At 63.6% G+C, this 16,655-nt stretch carries 16 protein-coding genes and 1 pseudogene; 9 read left to right on the top strand and 8 right to left on the bottom strand.

Annotated elements, in window-relative coordinates:
• The first annotated feature begins 759 nt into the window (after window positions 1–759).
• Window positions 760–1,260, top strand: a complete 501-nt coding sequence (locus JMJ55_RS29555; RefSeq protein ID WP_202829196.1) for a hypothetical protein — start codon at window positions 760–762, stop codon at window positions 1,258–1,260.
• A 53-nt stretch (window positions 1,261–1,313) separates the two neighbouring features.
• Window positions 1,314–1,784 (top strand): hypothetical protein, encoded by a 471-nt coding sequence (locus JMJ55_RS29550; RefSeq protein ID WP_202829195.1) that lies wholly within the window; start codon window positions 1,314–1,316, stop codon window positions 1,782–1,784.
• Between the two features lie 100 nt (window positions 1,785–1,884).
• Here JMJ55_RS29550 and JMJ55_RS29545 read toward each other — a convergent pair whose 3' ends face one another.
• From JMJ55_RS29545 to JMJ55_RS29525, 5 genes are all read right to left on the bottom strand, one after another.
• Window positions 1,885–2,268, bottom strand: a complete 384-nt coding sequence (locus JMJ55_RS29545) for a YbaN family protein (RefSeq protein WP_202829194.1) — start codon at window positions 2,266–2,268, stop codon at window positions 1,885–1,887.
• A 190-nt stretch (window positions 2,269–2,458) separates the two neighbouring features.
• Window positions 2,459–2,794 carry a DUF3325 domain-containing protein gene (locus JMJ55_RS29540; protein WP_202829193.1) on the bottom strand — a complete coding sequence of 112 codons (336 nt, stop codon included), beginning with the start codon at window positions 2,792–2,794 and terminating at the stop codon, window positions 2,459–2,461.
• Window positions 2,791–4,317 (bottom strand): PepSY-associated TM helix domain-containing protein, encoded by a 1,527-nt coding sequence (locus JMJ55_RS29535; protein ID WP_202829192.1) that lies wholly within the window; start codon window positions 4,315–4,317, stop codon window positions 2,791–2,793. Before JMJ55_RS29535 ends, JMJ55_RS29540 begins: the two co-directional genes overlap by 4 nt.
• The gene (locus JMJ55_RS29530) at window positions 4,314–4,586 is read right to left on the bottom strand and encodes a DUF3649 domain-containing protein (protein WP_202829191.1); all 273 of its coding nucleotides are present in this window, start codon (window positions 4,584–4,586) and stop codon (window positions 4,314–4,316) included. The genes JMJ55_RS29535 and JMJ55_RS29530 overlap by 4 nt, the downstream gene beginning before the upstream one ends.
• 7 nt (window positions 4,587–4,593) lie before the next feature.
• Entirely contained in the window at window positions 4,594–6,750 is a 2,157-nt protein-coding gene (locus tag JMJ55_RS29525) for a TonB-dependent siderophore receptor (RefSeq protein ID WP_202829190.1), read from the bottom strand.
• A gap of 696 nt (window positions 6,751–7,446) precedes the next feature.
• Between JMJ55_RS29525 and JMJ55_RS29520 the strand changes: the two genes are divergently transcribed.
• Entirely contained in the window at window positions 7,447–8,163 is a 717-nt protein-coding gene (locus tag JMJ55_RS29520; RefSeq protein WP_202829189.1) for a response regulator transcription factor, read from the top strand.
• A gap of 58 nt (window positions 8,164–8,221) precedes the next feature.
• Window positions 8,222–8,578 (top strand): hypothetical protein, encoded by a 357-nt coding sequence (locus JMJ55_RS29515; RefSeq protein WP_202829188.1) that lies wholly within the window; start codon window positions 8,222–8,224, stop codon window positions 8,576–8,578.
• A 738-nt stretch (window positions 8,579–9,316) separates the two neighbouring features.
• On the opposite strand, the gene JMJ55_RS29510 is transcribed toward JMJ55_RS29515, so the two are convergent.
• On the bottom strand, window positions 9,317–9,865 hold the full coding sequence (locus tag JMJ55_RS29510; protein WP_202829187.1) for a hypothetical protein: 549 nt from the start codon (window positions 9,863–9,865) through the stop codon (window positions 9,317–9,319).
• 263 nt (window positions 9,866–10,128) lie between these two features.
• Here JMJ55_RS29510 and JMJ55_RS29505 point away from each other — a divergent pair, with 263 nt between their 5' ends.
• Entirely contained in the window at window positions 10,129–10,848 is a 720-nt protein-coding gene (locus tag JMJ55_RS29505; RefSeq protein ID WP_202829186.1) for a response regulator transcription factor, read from the top strand.
• Here the strand turns inward: JMJ55_RS29505 and JMJ55_RS29500 are convergent.
• Window positions 10,806–11,225 (bottom strand): response regulator, encoded by a 420-nt coding sequence (locus JMJ55_RS29500; RefSeq protein WP_202829185.1) that lies wholly within the window; start codon window positions 11,223–11,225, stop codon window positions 10,806–10,808. The two genes, JMJ55_RS29505 and JMJ55_RS29500, sit on opposite strands and share 43 nt — an antisense overlap.
• A 566-nt stretch (window positions 11,226–11,791) precedes the next feature.
• On the opposite strand from JMJ55_RS29500, the gene JMJ55_RS32265 reads away from it, so the two are divergent.
• The 4 genes from JMJ55_RS32265 (at window position 11,792) to JMJ55_RS29480 (ending at window position 15,077) form a co-directional block, all read left to right on the top strand.
• Window positions 11,792–12,289: a response regulator gene (locus JMJ55_RS32265; protein ID WP_407927577.1), complete on the top strand. Its 498-nt coding sequence runs from the start codon at window positions 11,792–11,794 to the stop codon at window positions 12,287–12,289.
• Window positions 12,290–12,367: 78 nt separating this feature from the next.
• Window positions 12,368–12,673: a MarR family transcriptional regulator gene (locus JMJ55_RS32260; protein ID WP_202829197.1), complete on the top strand. Its 306-nt coding sequence runs from the start codon at window positions 12,368–12,370 to the stop codon at window positions 12,671–12,673.
• Between the two features lie 104 nt (window positions 12,674–12,777).
• Window positions 12,778–12,996: a hypothetical protein gene (locus JMJ55_RS29485; protein WP_202829183.1), complete on the top strand. Its 219-nt coding sequence runs from the start codon at window positions 12,778–12,780 to the stop codon at window positions 12,994–12,996.
• Window positions 12,997–13,241: 245 nt separating this feature from the next.
• Window positions 13,242–15,077 (top strand): diguanylate cyclase, encoded by a 1,836-nt coding sequence (locus JMJ55_RS29480; protein WP_202829182.1) that lies wholly within the window; start codon window positions 13,242–13,244, stop codon window positions 15,075–15,077.
• 169 nt (window positions 15,078–15,246) lie between these two features.
• Here JMJ55_RS29480 and JMJ55_RS29475 read toward each other — a convergent pair.
• Window positions 15,247–16,170: pseudogene (locus tag JMJ55_RS29475) on the bottom strand (IS5 family transposase).
• Window positions 16,171–16,655 lie beyond the last annotated feature (485 nt).

The following is a 16,655-nucleotide window of genomic DNA, read 5'->3' as shown; positions in this document are numbered from 1 at the left end:
AAAGCCGCCCAGAACGCTTCTCCTATGTCACCTTTTCAGGCCCAAGTTCGCCAGACGCGGCTTTCAAAACAGCCTGTTAGCAATGGCGGTACGAACTCGCCGTTGGCTGTATCCGGTAGACTGAAACAACTCGCGGATCGTCTCACCCGCCTCATACCGCGATGCCATCTCCAGAGGGCTCATCGCGTTCGAAATCGGAACGATTTCATCGGTCGCCTGCATTATCTTGCCTTCCGCTTATCCGAACGGCCGCCAAGCGCCACCAGGTTTGGCGAATACAGATGGTAGGCGAAAATCTCAGCCTCATCTCGATGAGACGAGGTTTTGTGCACTGAGGCTCCGCCGGGCAGTCGCCTGCTATCGGCGAGGTTCGCGCCATCTCGAAGCGAGCGGCCCAGGGCGAGCCAGGCCGTCAGGTTTGCTGTGCCTACTGAATGATATCGCATATCGATGTCCCGTCAGACCGCGTTCCAGCTTTCGCAAATCTTATTTGCGAGTCATTCTCAATTGCAATATCCTTCGTGGGTGTTGCTGTGAGATCCGCTGATGCACCCGGCGCCTCTGTCACCGTTCCTGTTCCTGGTCAGGAACGGCTCCGTCCAGGCCATCAATCCGCAGCGGCCACCCGCGCTGCGGCGTGACACCGTGGTGGCAGCGCCTGCGGCCGCTGACGCGCGAATGCCAACTTCCCTTGCCCCGACAAGCCGATCTGCCGGGACAAGCTCGGATCTTCGATCTCAGTCTTGATCTGACCCTACCATGGACCCGTGCTCCCCAAACCATCATCCCGCGCTTGGCGATCGCGCCACCTCCAACCTCGACACAGCCGAGACGGTCGTTGTTGCCGCCTTGCGCTGCTGGGTCGCACCCATCATGCACCCCCAAGGTCATCATCCTGCTTGGCAAGCCGTCTTCCAGCTTGCCGGGGTAGCAGAAGACGCTTCGACCGAGTTCAACCTACTGATGGCCATCCTCGCCCATTCGGCTCAGCGCATGCTGGAGGTCCGCTGCTGCCACTGTCCGTCGCTGGGTGCCGATGAGATCGCCATGTTGGAGCTTGTTGGTAGCCTGCAGGAAGGCAACACGCTCGGCGCATTGAGTGTACTCTCGGACTGGCTGCCGCCGGCGACCATTGGACCAGCTCTTCTGGCTGCTAAGCGCTTCTCCGAAGCCATGTCGGCAGCTGGCTTACGCGTGACTGCGTCAGTGGGCGGAGAGGAAGCATGGAGTGCCGTTCCGCAGGGCGCTCGTCTGCATTGATTCTATTATCGAGACGCCCTGGTCGCCCTACGCTGACATCCCATGTTGAAGGCATGACGCAGTCCATGCTCGATCCAACATTCCGCCGTCCGCTCTCTACGCTGACCCTGGCACTGGGCATTTTGGCCGGTTGCGCCCGCGCTACTCCGGAAGCGTTCAACGCTCACATGGCTTCCCTTGTCGGACGCTCCGAAGCCGATCTCGTGGCGGCACTCGGTGTGCCGGAGCGGACCTACGACACCGAAGGCCAGCGCTTCTTGCAGTATGAAAGCCGACGCCTGGTCAGTTATCCCAGCGCCTCCTTCTATGGACCGGGCTATGGCGGGTTTGGCTATGGCGGCTTCGGAGGACAGCGCTTCGGCTCGGCCTTCGGCGGCTACTACGGCGGCGGCTTCGCGCCCACAGTCGAGACACGGGCCTGCGACGTGACCTTCGAACTGCGCGCGGGCCGTGTCGCTGGTTTCACGGCGCGCGGCAACGATTGCGTGGCAACGGCAACCGCGGCAACTCCAGTTGTTCGTTGAACGTCAACCGAAGCATCGCTGAGCGCCAAGGTGGCGATGAACGTTGACCCGATGCCGACGGTGCATCCTGTCTGAAACCATATCGGGTCCCGGACTCAGTTCATTCGTGTCGCTGGCTTGGTTGCGACGGCCGCGTCACGATGAACGATCCGACCGTGACCAGGCAGCCTGCAGTGATGGCGGATGCCAGGAAGTTATGAAATATCACCGCCACCACCAACCAGCTTAGAGCCATGCCGAGGATGGCAGCCTTCTTCGCACGACGGCTGATGCAGCCATGGTCCTGCCAGTTTCGCAGCGTAGGCCCGAACCGCGGATGAGCCAGCAGCTTCGCCCGCAATGCTGGTGAAGCGCGGCCAAAACACCAGGCAGCCATCAGCAGAAAGACGGTAGTTGGCATCAGTGGCAGAACGGCACCGATGGCGGCCAGCGCAAGATTGAGATAACCGCCACACAGCCATAGCCACCGCTGAGGACCGCGCATGGCACCTCTCGGAATGAATGTCGTCTCGTAATCTAACCCGGCAGCCGGAGGCTATTTGATTGAGTTGATTTCCTCTCACAGTGATGCTCGCCTAAGCAGCACCGGCGCGCATCGTGTGCGTCAAATGCTCTTACGACCACAAGCCTACCTTCGTGAAATGCAGCGATCCACCTCCGGCCGCCTATAGTCTTTAGCCACTCGCAGTGGCCGCAACGTACCGTATCGCCGCGAATGCGCCGAGAAGTCCGAGTAATACCCCACCCCAAGGCGCCCAAGGCAGCAGGAGCGCTATCACCAACCCGCCGACGGTCGCCATGCCGAACCAGGCGACAATGCCCATGGCCCAGCCCCATTCGGCTCTGCAGGCGACCGCCGCGATGACCAGCAAAGCGATGCCGGCAGTCTGCAACGCCGCCTGCATGGCGCGCGAGGGCGCCCGATTGCGAAGCTGCCTATAGTGCCGGTCTGTGGCAAAGCAGAGCGCTGCTAGGCCGGCGAAGGTTCCGAACAGACCAGCCAGGATCATCGGTACCGGCTAAGCGGCCCGCTCGTCGGCGCGACGATGTTTCGACCGCACCGGCTGCGGCGCGTCATGCGCCAGGCGAGCAGACCGAAGGCAAGGCCGCAGCCGAGGGCCGCGGCATCGACACCGAGTTCTGCGCCTGCCAGAGGTAAGCCGCCGGTCATGAGATTGACGATGGGAAGCGTGCAACTGAGGACAGCCGCGACGCTGATTTGCTCAATCCAGGCCCGTGCCGGGGGGCGAAGCATTGCGTGCAGCAACGTCACTAGCCAGATTGGTAGCAGCAGGCCCATCTCCCAGGCCCCGCGCTCGGTCAGCCCGGCCGGTAGTAAGCGGTTGAGCCAGAAATAGGCAAGGCACGCGATGAGAACGCCGGCCACGGCGGCGACATTCACCCGCTCCACCGCATGGTCGAAGCGCGAAGCCTCCATCGAATGTGTGACCCGCCGCTTGAGGACGAAGAGTATGAGCCCGCTGCCTATCATCGCGGTACTAGCTAGGCCGGATAGAAAGTAGAGCCAGCGCAGCACATCGCCACCAAATTGGGCCATATGCAGACCCACCATCACCCGCCAGGCCAGCACCGAACGGTTCCAGATGGTCTGGCTGCCGAGCGGCGCACCGCTCACGCCGTCGAAGGCCGCATGATCCGCGACTGCGGCAATCCGGTCATCAAACCGGCGGAAGATCTCCACCACCATCTGGGTGTCGCCCGGATTCCGCACAACGACGGTCTCCGCGCTATCCCGACCAAGGATCGCCTCCGCTGGCGCCAGGAAATGCGCAAGAGGCAGCATCTCTGCTGGCTGGTGTGCAGCCGGCCGCTCGAACTGGGTCACAACCTGAGCACGCAGGGCTGCCGCAGAACCGTCAAAGAACATGGTGATGCCAACCGGCATGTAGACGGTGAAGGACATCGCCAGTCCGGTGTAGGTGATCATCAGGTGGAAGGGCAACGCGAGCACGGAGGCCAGAGTGTGCCCATCCATCCAGGCTCGCTGCGCCCGCATGCTGGGCCGGAAAGTGAAGAAGTCACGGAAGATGCGCTTGTGGATGACGATGCCGCTGACCAAAGCCGCAAGCATGGCCATGCCCATTCCGGCGACGATCCAGAGGCCGGTATTGCCAGCCATCAGGTTGGCATGGAAGTCGACGAAGAACTCACCGCCTTCGGTGTCGCGGACCGGGATGACCTCGCCGGTCGCCGGATTCATATAGCGCGTGGTGAAGGCTTCCGCCTCGCGCCATCGCAGCACGACCGGCTCCGCGTCATCCGCTGCCGGCAGGGTGATACGCCAACTCGTTGCACGCGGCGCCGTCTGAAGAAGCAGGCTCTCTGCCCTGGCGAGGGCCATCTCCCGCGGCGCCGTGTTGGCCTGACGCAGCTCTGGGCGCATCCAGGCGCTGATCTCATGCTCGAAGATGGCGAGCGTGCCGGTGAGGAAGACGGCGAAGAGTAGCCAGCCGAACAGCAAGCCACACCAAGTGTGCAACCATGCCATCGACCGGGTGAAGCTGCCCTTCATGATGTCGGCCAGCTCAGGAGCAGGACTGCCGCGCAGGGCGCGGTGGCGACCAGCAACCCAGTCCAGGCACGGCTCGCCGAGCGTGCACCGAAGGCCCAGAGTATGGCCGCGAGATAGGGCAGGAAGGCGAGCGTGGCCGAGATGTAGACGGCATCGGCGCGCGGCACCGGCAGCAGCAGCGCAAGCGCACCAGTGCTGGCATAGGCCAAGGCGTACCCGCCAAGTGTGGCCGCCATGATCCGGCCGATGAGATCCGCGGGTCGCGTCATAAAGAGCTCACCACCGGTAGCTGAGCGTCGCCAGCACGGTACGCCGCGCGCCGAAGAAGCAGTCGGTTGAGCTGGCGCAGGTCACCACCCTTTTGTCGCCGAGGTTGGACGCGTTCACGGCAACGCGCAGCCCATCAAGGCCCCGGGCCAGTCGGCCCAAGTCATATCGGATCGCGGCGTCGAACAGGGTGTTGGACGGGGTTTGGAACAGGTTCGGAGCGTCGCCGTAGACGCCCGTGTAATAGCGTGCACCGCCGGCGAGCCCGAGGCCAGCGAGGCGGCCATCGGGGAAGGTGTAGTCGAGCCAGAGCGCGGCACTGTGCTCCGGTGTCAGGGTGAGACGTTTGCCGAGGGTATTGGCGACCGTGCTCCGCGTCACTTCGCTGTTCGTGTAAGTGTAGCTGGCGATGGCGTTCAACCCGAGGGCGAGGGTCGCGCGGCCCTCGACCTCGACGCCACGGACCCGGGCCTCGCCGGTTTGTATCTGAAACAAGCTGTTTGAAGGGTCTGCGGTGAGGATGTTGCTGAGCGTCGAATCAAAGGCGGCGACGCTTACGAGGGCATTGATCCCCGGTGGCTGATAGCGCAACCCGACCTCCCATTGCTCGCCACGCGTGGGGCGGAAAGGCGAGCCGGCCGCGCTTATGCCGACCTGGGGCTGGAAGGACTGCGACCAGGCCACATAGGGTGCGAAGCCTGACTCAAACAGGTAGTTTAGCCCAACGCGGCCGGAGGCGGCGCGGTCGCTCTGGGCGATATTCCGGTTCGTCATACGGTTTTCGGTGTCAGTATCGACCCAATCGTGCCGGCCGCTGAGAGTCAACACCCAGCCGCCAAGGCGGATCTGATCCTGCACATAGGCACCAACCTGGTTCTGCGTCGTGAAGGTGTTGGTCGTGTTGTAGCTGGTGGGCAAGGCGAAGGGGCGCCCATAGACTGGATTGAAGACGTCGATCGTGGGCGCGGCCGCACGGCCGAAGCCGAGTTCCGCCGTGCCGCGGCGATAGTCGATGCCGGCGAGGACGGTGTGGGACAGTGGTCCGGTGGCGAAGCGGGCCTCCCCTTGGTTGTCGACGGTGAAGGCGTCAGCATGGTCGCGAATAACGACGGCGGTGCGGTTCAGGGTCCGCAGATCCGCCTGCAGGCCAAGGCCGCGGACGACGTTCATGTCGAAGTCGATGCGCGAGTAGCGAAGATTTTGTCGGACGGCGAAGTTGTCGTTGAAGCGGTGCGAGAAGGCATAGCCCACGCCCCATTGGTCGCGGTCGAAGTTGTTCGCTGCCCTCTCTCCGACGAAGCGGTTGAATGGAATGGTGCCGTTTGGGTTCGACTGCAATGTGCCGCGCGGCGGCAGAAACTGCTGGACCCCGGAATCGTCTCGCTGCCAGTAGGACAGCAGGGTGACGCTGGTGTCGGGGCTGATCCGCCAGGTGAAGCTCGGCGCCAGGAACAGCCGCCGGTCCCGCAACTCATCGACCTGGGTGCCGGCGTCGCGGGCCATGCCATTGAAGCGGTATAGATAGCGCCCCTCGCTGTCGATCGGCCCGCCGACATCGAAGGCGCCCTGTAGCCGGCCGAAGCTGCCCGTCTGCAGCTGCAGTTCACGGGTCCGAACATCCGTGGGGCGCCGGCTGATCATGTTCAACATGCCACCGGGCGGGATCTGTCCATACAGAACCGAGGCCGGCCCTCGCAGCAGCTCAAGTCGCTCGAGGCCCCAAGGCTCGATCTGCGGGACCGCATAGGAGTTGTAAGGCAACCGTAGCCCGTCGAGGAGTTGCGCATTCTGCAGCGAGTAGCCGCGTACCGTGCTCCACCCGTAGCGGACGTCGCTGCCATAGGGCTCCGCCAAGCCGCCCGGGACATAGCGAAGCGCTTGTTGGGTGTCCTGAGCGGCTTGGGCATCGAGCTGATCGCGGGGCACGACCGAGACCGCCTGTGGGGTCTCCAGCAGTGGTGTATCGGTCTTGGTGCCGCTGGTGCTCTGCCGCGCCACGAACCCCGGGATGGCACCTGTTCCGCTCTCGGCACGGGACTGCACATCGAGCGTTGGCAAGGCGATGCTTCCGGCAGGCGTGTCCTGGGCGGTGGCTTGCGGCGCCACTGGAGCGGTGACCATCAGCATACCGAAGACCAGGACGGACCCGTGCTGAATGGACTTCATGAACTACTCCATCACCGATGGCAGGCAGATGGAGTTTCGTTAACTTATCTCCGCATTTATGCAACTGCGATTCATTCGCAAATTACCGTGGGTTTAATCAGTTGCGGGTGCCCAGCAATGTCTCGCAGTCTCGGCCTCACCGCAGCATCCAGCCAGTCGACCTCGCTGCGAGGCACCATGGCCCGGCTAGGCGGTCGCCGATGGGGTGATGCGGGTCTAGACCGTAAAGAGGAAGCACTCCGGGTCCTCGGCGAGGGGGAGGGCAGCGGCAGCCCCGGGACGACCAGACGCTGTCAGGGCGCGCAGCCGCGGACGCCGGGCCGAAATGCCAGCAATGTTGGAGAGCAAGGAGACGCCGTTTGGGACGACGGCGATGTCGAGCAAGGTGTCCAGTGTAGCCGAAGCGACGCGGCCCCCGGGTCAGCACAACGTCAGTGCCGCCAGCCCGGCTATTCACCCATAATGAAATCACATGCGATAAGCCTCTCTTCCCAAGCTCCGAGTGTCCTGGCCAGACCGCCGAGACATGCATGCCGGCGCATTCGGGACCGAATTCTAAAGCTACCGGCACACTCAGAAGCGCGCGGTAATTTTGAGACAAAACTCGCATTTGAGTGATTTGTGCGGCGTGATGTCAACCTGTAGACGATGTTCCGAGGCCGCGATGAGGCCTTACTCTGTCCCCTGGAGACCCCGATGTCCGCCCTTCGCCAGATCCTCATCGTCGAGGATGATGCCGCGCTGCGCGCCACCTTGGCGGAGCAGATCCTGTCGGATGGCGAGTTCAGCGCCGATGAGGCGGAGAGCGCGGCCGAGGCCGAGGCCAAGCTGGCCAGCGCCGATGCGCGCTACGACGCCATCCTGCTCGATATCGGCCTGCCCGATGCCGATGGCCGCGACTTCTGCGCCAAGCTGCGGCGCGACGGGCGGCGCATGCCAGTGATCATGCTGACCGGCCAGGATGCCGAGCAGGATGTGGTCCACGGCCTTGATGCCGGTGCCAACGACTACCTGGCCAAGCCTTACCGGCTGCCGGAACTGCTGGCCCGGGTCCGGGCGCAGCTTCGCGTGTTCGACAACTCCGAGGATGCCACCTTCCTCATCGGGCCTTACGTTTTCCGCCCCAGCATCCGTCTGCTGCAGGAGACGGCTCGCAACCGCAAGATTCGCCTGACCGACAAGGAAAGCGCGATCCTGAAGTTCCTGTATCGCGCCGGTGGCAAGCCGGTGCCGCGTCAGGTGCTGCTAAACGAGGTCTGGGGCTACAACAGCGCCGTCGCCACCCACACCCTCGAGACCCATGTCTACCGCCTGCGCCAGAAGATCGAGGCGGATACTGGCCAGCCGCGCATGCTGCTGACCGAGGCGGGTGGCTACAGCCTGAGCGCGACCGCAACATCGCACGCTCGGTGACCCTAAACTCCTGCGAAGGTCCAACCTCCTCTTAATACAGGTTTAGGAAGCCCGGATCATGGCTGAGATCCTGCTCTTTCCCGCTGAACGGCTCGTGGATGCAGCTTATCGCACGAAGGTTCGGCTGCCCGAGGTTGAAGAACTTGCAGCCGAGGTCGACACTGACGAATGGCTGGAGCAGGATGCCGCAGACGATACCAGCCTTGGCGTGGTGGCCAGCCTTGCTGCCGCGCCGGCACAGACGCTCGCGGTTCTTGCACGCAAGGTGGAGGTGTTGGTTGCGCGCCTCGCATCAGATGGTGAGAATGATGCTGGATTATGTACTGCTGAGGCGAAGCTGCTGAGATCCGTGTTGCAGGATCTTCAGGTGTTTGCGGCGGATGTCGCCTTTGCTGCCCTTGGCGCTGAACTATAGGCACCAACTTCTGCCGGCTAGACGCGCTGGTGCACGGAGGTGGAAACCGTCGAAGGTGGTCCCGCCCAGATTACTTCAGGCAACGCGAATGAAAGTCGGCTCCGCGACCTGGATCATGCGGTTGAGCACCTCGGCAGCCATGGCGGCTTCGCCCTGTTGACCTGGCAGATGCGGGCGCGCAGCGCAGAGTGCTCGTTGTCGCGCTCGCCCGGAAGTTGCTCATTGCATTGTGGCGTTTTCCTCGGGGGACACCATCGCCGGCAGCCCAATGCGGCCGTCGCCATTCCCTCGTCGTCCATAGCCCCCCTGCCCGTCCCCGATCCGGCCTGAAATCTCGCGGCTTGCCGCCATTGCGGCAATCTCCGCCTCCTCTGCGATAACTCCCGTATGCCGCAGGTGAGGCTGCCATACTTGATCCGGCGTAAAGGAAAAGCCGATCGGGGGCGCGGTCTTGAAGTGTGCAGGTTGCCTTCAGCTTGGAGGTAGCCCCGAACGCCACCTCGGCCGGGGTGGTTGGCGAGCGGTCTGCATGGGAGGTGGCGCTGCTCAAGTTGGCTTTGCACGACTGTGGTGGGAGGGGGCCATCCAGCCCCGGCAAACATCAGGCGACCCCCGCCGCGCGGCTTACCCCTTCCGGCTCCCGTAACTAAATTAGCCGGTTGCTTGGCGTTCTTCCTGCCACCAAGCCGCGAGCCGCGCCTTCTTGAACCGCCTGCCACCCTGATCGGGTGGCAATCCTCACTTCAGCAGCCCCGGCGCCAGCCCCCATTCGCGCGCCAGGGCAGGATCCACCACCTGACTGACGCCTCGCGCCCAGGCGTCCCCCTGCAGGGCAGGGTTCAGTGCCGCCTTGGTGCTCAGCAGCTCGGCCTTAGGCCGCCGGTGCAGCCGCGAGAGCTCCAGGCGGTCGGCGTCCCAGCAACAGCCGATGGTCGGATGGTCGCTGACTTCGCCCAGCTCATGCCGGGCGCAGGCCGCGGCCAGCACGGCAACCCGCGCGCCGTTGATCGGCAGCAGGCCTTGGTTGGCCAGCTGCCGCACGAAGTCGGCGGCCCGCTCGCCATGCTGCGGATCGGTGTGCTCATTCACCCGGCGGCTGTCGTGCAGCAAGGCAAACAGCCCCACCACCTCTGCGTCGGCATCGGGCGTCAGCGCCGCCAGGGCGCGGCCGTTGGCCAGGACGCGCAGCCAGTGGGCGGGGCCATGCACGCCCCTAAGCGGCAGCTGGTATCCGCGTAGGACAGCCTGCGCCAGCAGCGGCTGTGCGCCCTCGCCATGTGCCTTCATACGCAACCTTCCTCCGTAGCCCCAACGCGAGCTCCGGCTTCTAGCGCTGCAAGGCGCTGCCGGTAGCGCCCCGCTGGCCAAGACCCGGCGACGGTCCTGGCGGCGATGATCGAGGGGGAGCCAAGTTCGGTTTCAATAAGACACTCAACCGCCCGCAGCATTTGAACAAACCTCGCAGTTGGGTGATTTTTGTTCACGAACATCAACCCGTAGATGATGTTGCGGGGCCGAAGCGAGGTCCTTTCTCTTCCCCGGAGACCTCGATGTCCGCCCTGCGCCGGCTCCTCATCGTCGAGGACGATGCCGCGTTGCGTGCCACGCTAGCCGAGCAAATCCTGCTCGACAGCAAGTTCGCCGTTGATGAGGCAGCGAGCGCTGCCGAGGCCGAGGCCAAGCTGACCTGCGTGGGCGTCTCCTATGACGCCATCCTGCTTGATGTCGGCCTGCCCGATGCTGATGGGCGTGAGTTCTGTGCCAAGCTGCGCCGGGCTGGGCAGCGGATGCCGGTCATTATGGTCACCGGCGCTGATACCGAGCAGGACGTGATCCGCGGCCTCGAAGCTGGTGCGAACGACTACCTGACCAAGCCCTTCCGCCTGGCGGAGCTGCTGGCCCGGGTGCGGGCGCAGCTGCGGCTGTTTGACAACTCCGAGGACGCCACCTTCCTGATCGGGCCCTTTGTCTTCCGCCCGAGCGCCAAGCTGCTGCAGGACAACACTGGCGACCGCAAGGTGCGGCTGACCGACAAGGAAAGCGCGATCCTGAAGTTCCTCTACCGCGCTGGGGGCAAGCGGGTGCCGCGGCAGGTGCTACTGAACGAGGTCCTGGGCTACAGCGGCGCCGTCTCCACCTACACGCTGCAGACCCATGTCCACCGGCTACGCCAGAAACTCAAGGCGGATCCCGCCCAGCCACGCCTGCTGCTGACCGAGCGCGGCGGCTACAAGCTGGATGCCACCGTCTTCCTTGCCGACGGCCGCTGACGCCGCCGGGTCGTCGGGCGCTTCCCTCCAAGGGAGGAGACCGTTGCCGCCAGGGCCCTCGGATCGAAGGGCTTGTAGTAGACCATCTCACCTGGGAGGAAGCTGTGGCCGGCGAACATCTCAGGACTGCCGGTCTGGTAGATGACCGGCAGCCCCGAGCGGACCTGTCGGGCTTTACCGGCCAGGATCAGGCCGTTGTCGCCCGCGCCCAGGTCGAGGTCTGTGACCAGCACATCAATGGAGTGCGACGGGTTCTTGATGATGGCCAGGGCATCCTCGGCATTGCCCGCCTCGAGGAAGTCTAGCCCCGCCTCCTCGAAGAAGTCGGCCAGGGTGAGGCGTACGATGAGATCATCCTCGACCAGCAGCACCGTCATGGTCCTGTTCCTTTCACCCCGAGGTCCCTTACCTCAGGTTGAAAGAATGCTCCCGTATTGATGATAGGAGAGATCACGGGGAGGAGACATTACGTCCAAGTTACCCGTATAAGTTGTAGAAAGCTACCGATGCATCTTTAGGTTGTGGATACATCTTGGAGGTTTAGCCCCTGAGGGTCCGTTGGCGTGCGCTGGGCGGCCGGTCCTACACCTACCGTGGAGCGACAATCACCTGCCAAAAGGGCGACCACGTCTGCACCCAATGGATGCCGGCCTGCCCCCTAACCACCAGCCCGACCGTCTCCGGCAGCCGCCCCTCGCGCTTGCGCCAGTCTTTGGTCCGGCTGTCCGAGATGACCTGGACGCTGCCGAGGCGCCTCCCGCGGGGCTGGTTTCGACCGCACCGACGACGCTGGATGCAGTTGGGGCAATGCAGCCCGGCATCCATCAGGCTTGTGCCACACTCGCCTATTAGTTGTAATTTGGTTGAACTTTGATCGTGTTTGGCTGTTTATTGCTCAACCAGATGCTGCCGCTCTGGCTGCCATGTATGGAGGCTGTTGCAGATGCCAGCCAATGCGCCATCAGCGCTAACCCAGGATAGCGATGGAAGCCGCTCACCACGGCCGGTGGTCCTTGTGGTCGAGGACGAGGCCCTGGTTGCTATGCTGATCGAGGATACACTCCAGAACGCCGGGTATGACACCATTCTCGCCAATAGCGGCCAAGCGGCACTTGCCCTAGCCAAAGCGACAGGACGCCTGTCTGCGGTCGTCACAGACATACACCTGGTGCACGGGGGCGACGGCCGTTCGCTCGTACGGGAACTCCGAAAGAGCAATCCCATGCTGCCGACGGTGGTGGTCACAGGCTTTGATAAATCAGCTCCAGAGGCGGACCTGAGGGGGCTCGGTGGGCCGACCATCCGCATAGTGAAGCCGTTCGCGTGTGATGATCTCATCGCCTGCTTGGCTGACGTTCTCTCAAGTACCAACGGACGTGCCCCTCGAAGCGTGAGCACGAGAAGGGCTGCCCTTCGAGACGGGATGGATAACGATCGCTGACGCCGCAACATCCGCGCCGCAGTATCGGATGCTGCACATCCTGCACGAGACGGTGCTAGCTGAAGTCCGCTCAGATCAATCCGACCTAACCCTGCGCCAACTCGCTATGCTGCTGGTCGTCTACCAGATCGACGAGCCGCAACTGCCCGAAGTCTGGCCACCTATCTCCGGATCAACAAGCCAGCCGCCACGCGAGGATTGGACCGTCTTGAGGAACTCAATCTGGTCCGCCTCGAGATTGACTGCAGGGACCGTCGCAGCATCATCGCGGGCCGGACCGCGGCCGGCGCCGCGATGGTTGAGCGCCTCAAGGCAGCGTTGACGCAAAGCCTCGCGCCAACGCCCATGCTTTCTGCATCACAGAACGGATCGGGATCCGGCTAGACCAGATGTCCGTCTGAGGCGGGAGTGGCCCGCCTCAAGCTGTGCGGGAATGGTGAGGGTTGCGCCGGATGGCCGGCGCCTTGCCTCTGCACAGGAGACGGACCATGGGAGAGACTATCAGCTTTGTCGGGCTGGTCGTGCACAAGGCGACGATCGCCGTTTGTGTGGCGGAGGCCGGCCGAGATGGGGAGGTGCGGTTCGTGGGGAAGCTCCCGAACGAGCCGGCGGCGCTCGACAAGTTGGTGGCCCGGCTTGACGTCTCGCTGCCGCCTGCAAGCGGCGACGGGACGAATAATGGAATTAGCCTTTGCCCAAGACGCTGATTAAGGCCGGGTCGCGTGCGTCAACACGCCCTGGCCGCTATTTTCTCGGTCACCGCATGCAGCCGTTCGGCCCATTACTTGCTGATAGTCAGTTGCGAAGCAGAATTACGTAGCCTGCTAGCGATATTGGGAGCATTTCAATACCGAACGTCCCGATTCAGTCAGGTCCATCCCGGCACTTTTAGCTCGCGTTTCCGTGATTGATTCGCTTAAGAATATACGGATGAGCAAGCGGACTTGTGGCCATGTCTGATCAATCGCTGTCAGGGACCGACACCCGGAAGTCGCTCAAGCGCAAGATGCCCCGCCTGTGGCGCTGGGCGGTTCCGGTGCTTGGGACGCTCCTTGCAGTTGGCGCAGCCGCAGCGACTTGGGGCTACATTGATGCGCAACGGATCGATGCCCAGGTCCAGGGGGCAATGACCGACCGCGATAACGCGCGTCGTATCCTGCAGGCTGCCGTTGACCTCGAAAGTTCCTCTCGCGGCTTCCTCCTGAGCGGGAGGCATGAGCAGCTTGCCGATTACCACGCCGCCCTCCTCTTCTTCGACCGAGAGCGGAACAAGTCGATAGCTGCCGTTGATCGCGGTTTGGATTTGCTTCGGGAGTCGTCCCTCGCAGATGCTCTGGAAGTGGCGATGCGGACAAGGGCGCGGCGGATCGAGCACTATGCAACGGGCGGTGTTGAAGCGGCCCTAAGGGGCACCCAGGCTAGCGAAGGCAAGCGTGCTACCGACGATATCCGAAGGCTGGTCGGGGTCTACGTCGCAGACAGGGAGGCAAAGATTGCCGCCTTGCATGCGGCACTCGGTTGGCGGCAGACGGCAGTTGTCATCCTCATCGTATTCAGCGCGCTGACGACAATCATTGCTCTTGCCTTTGCCCACCGGCAGATCTGGCGACGTCAGGTTTTGGCAGAAGGGGCGCGGGCAGCATCGGACCGGCGTGGCCGGGAACTCGCCGCGCTGGTGGAGATGAGCGAGCTTCTACAAAGCGGCGTCGAGACGAAAGATGTCCGGGCTGTGGTTGCCCATGCTGCACGCCGACTGCTGCCCGGGCTGTCAGGCTGGCTTTTCGCCTTTAACAACTCGCGTGATCGGCTGGATCTCGCAGCATCATGGAAAGGCTCTACTGCCAACCAGTCCGCTGCTTCGACTGAGCCGCCGGATCATTTTGCTCCATCTGAATGTTGGGCTTTGAAGCGTGGCCGACCTCACCATGGCGACCCCTCCGCGGAAGGAGGAGGTCTTGGCTGCGTTGCCTGTGCCGCAACAGGAAGTGGACTTTGTGTGCCGATGGCGGCACGGGGCGAAGTCCAAGGAGTTTTGCGCATTGCCTTCGGCGCCAATGCTCCTGCGCCAACTGCGGAACAGACGGCGCTGGCTACAGCTTTGGGCGACAGTGTGTCCCTGGCCTTGGCGAATCAAGCCTTACGCGAACGGCTGCGGGGCCAAGCGCTCCGGGACTCTCTCACCGGTCTCCATAACCGGCGCTTCCTGGAAGAAGTCATGGCCCAAATGGAGGCACAACTTGCCCGCGATGGACGGCCCGTAGCCGTGCTAATGATGGACCTTGACCACTTCAAGTCTATCAATGATACGCACGGCCATGCAGCAGGCGATGCTGTGCTGCGTTCGGTTGGCTTGCTGCTCACGGAGCAGCTGCGGCGGAGCGATGTGGCCTGTCGTTATGGCGGCGAAGAGTTGGCCGTACTGCTGCCAGGCTGTGATCTCGCCCAGGCAGCCGAGCGGGCAGACATGATCCGTCAGTCGGTGGCCATGCTTCACAAATCCGCAGCGGCGCATGGACATAAAGCGCCTCTTCCTCCGGTAACGATCTCGATTGGCGTAGCTGCGGCGCCGCAGTCGGCGCGGCAACTCGCCGATGCGTTGAAGGCCGCTGATGCCGCACTGTATGAAGCAAAGCGGGCAGGCCGAAACAGGGTGACCGCCGCTCCGCTGCATTCTGCTGGACCTCATCCACCAAAGTTGGAGGTTGTTCCCGCAGTCGCTATGCAGCGAGCCGTATCAAGCGCCGCAGCCAGCAGCACCAGCCTGCCGCAATCGATGGAGATAGGCTGAAGTCAGCGCATTGTGTCTTGCGGTAAGTTCCCGAGCTCAGGCGCTACGATGCTGACAAACGGTCTCCGGGCCATCGTGTTGCACGGGTCAGCGGCTTGGACGCATTGGTCCCTGCCCACGTTCGGGATCATGCGATGCGGACGTATTCCGGCCGCCCAAGCTCGAGCATTCAGTTCAGTACGCCGGCGGCGATGGCCACCTTGGTCGCCTGACGCCCATCCGTTTGCGAGCGCAGCCCGTCGCCGATGACGCGTTTCTACCGGGAGACGTCGGCCTCCACCAGGGCACGCCAGTTATAGCCCGAGGCGTGCTGCCAGCCCATACGGCCGCGCTCAGCGATAGATCGCAAGTGCGCGTCCCGCTGCGTCGGCGTGGTTTCGACCGCGGCGCTCGGCACCGCACTCGCGCGCGGCGGGACAACGAAGGCTGCATCGTGGTGCCGCGCCGCGACCGCGGCATAGACATCGTCCCGGTCATAGGCACCATCGCCGATGACGGCCGCCACGGAACCATCGACTTGGTCGAACAAGTGGCCAACTTGCGAGCCGTCGTCAGAACCCCTTTCGGTCAGCAGCGAGGCGACGATCTGGCCGGTGTCGGCGTCCGTGGCGAGGTGCAGCATCTTCCAGGCTCGGCGCCGCTTGCTGCCATGCTTCTCTTCCAGCCAGCCGCCGGGACCGCGTAGCTGCAAACCTGTGCTGTCCACCAGCAGGTGCACTGCCTCGCCTCCGCAGCACGGCCGCGCCACCTCGAGCGCCTCGGCCCGGCGGCTCAGGGTACTGTGGTCCGGCACGGCGAGGTCGAGGCCAAGCAACTGCAGAATGGAGCCGATCAAGCCCTCCGTCTGGCGCAGCACCAGGCGGAACACCGCCCGTAGCGTCAGGGCAGTGGCGATCGCCAGCGCGGAGTAGACGGGCTGCCCACCCCGGCCAGTGCGCGGTATGGCCTTCCATGCCTCGACCGCCTCCGGCGTGAACCAGACCGTCAGGCTGCCGCGGGCGCGCAGGCCTGCGTCGTACTCCGCCCAGTTCGTCACCTTGTGGCGCTGCTTGGGGATGTGGTGCCGGCGATCGGCATTCGCCTTGAAGGGCACAGCGGGCCTCCCTCATGGAGCGAGGGCTTGCCCCTGCGCCAGCCTACCCCCAACCCGTCCGACCACACGACTCGTGCAACAAGGTGTACCTGCGGGTTAATGACATGCTGTACGTATCTCTGGCACGCTGTGGATCAGCGGGGGTGTTTAGTCCGAGGATTTGGCGGTGTGCGCCTTCAGCGCACATCATCCTGGCCTTTGCCTGAGCGGCACAGTCAGCTCGCATGTCAGTCCACCAGGCTCCCAGGCCATATGCACCGTGCCGCCGAGTTGTTCTCGGACGGTGGCCTCGATCACTCGGGAGCCGAACCCACGGCGTGCAGGCGCTCCTGTGACCAGCGGCCCACCGGCCTCACTCCATCGCAGCCAAAGCACGCCCCCGTCGGCCTCTCCCGTGAAACGCCACAATTGTTGATTTGCACTGAGAGCTGACCCAGGAGGGGCCGAAGTTTTCGTCGAGAAATGACCCGTGTCTGTTCACCTCC

Source organism: Belnapia mucosa (assembly GCF_016775475.1).
In the GTDB taxonomy this organism is placed as follows: domain Bacteria; phylum Pseudomonadota; class Alphaproteobacteria; order Acetobacterales; family Acetobacteraceae; genus Belnapia; species Belnapia mucosa.
Note: the sequence above shows the minus strand (reverse complement) of the source record. Positions and strands in the feature narration are given on the sequence as shown.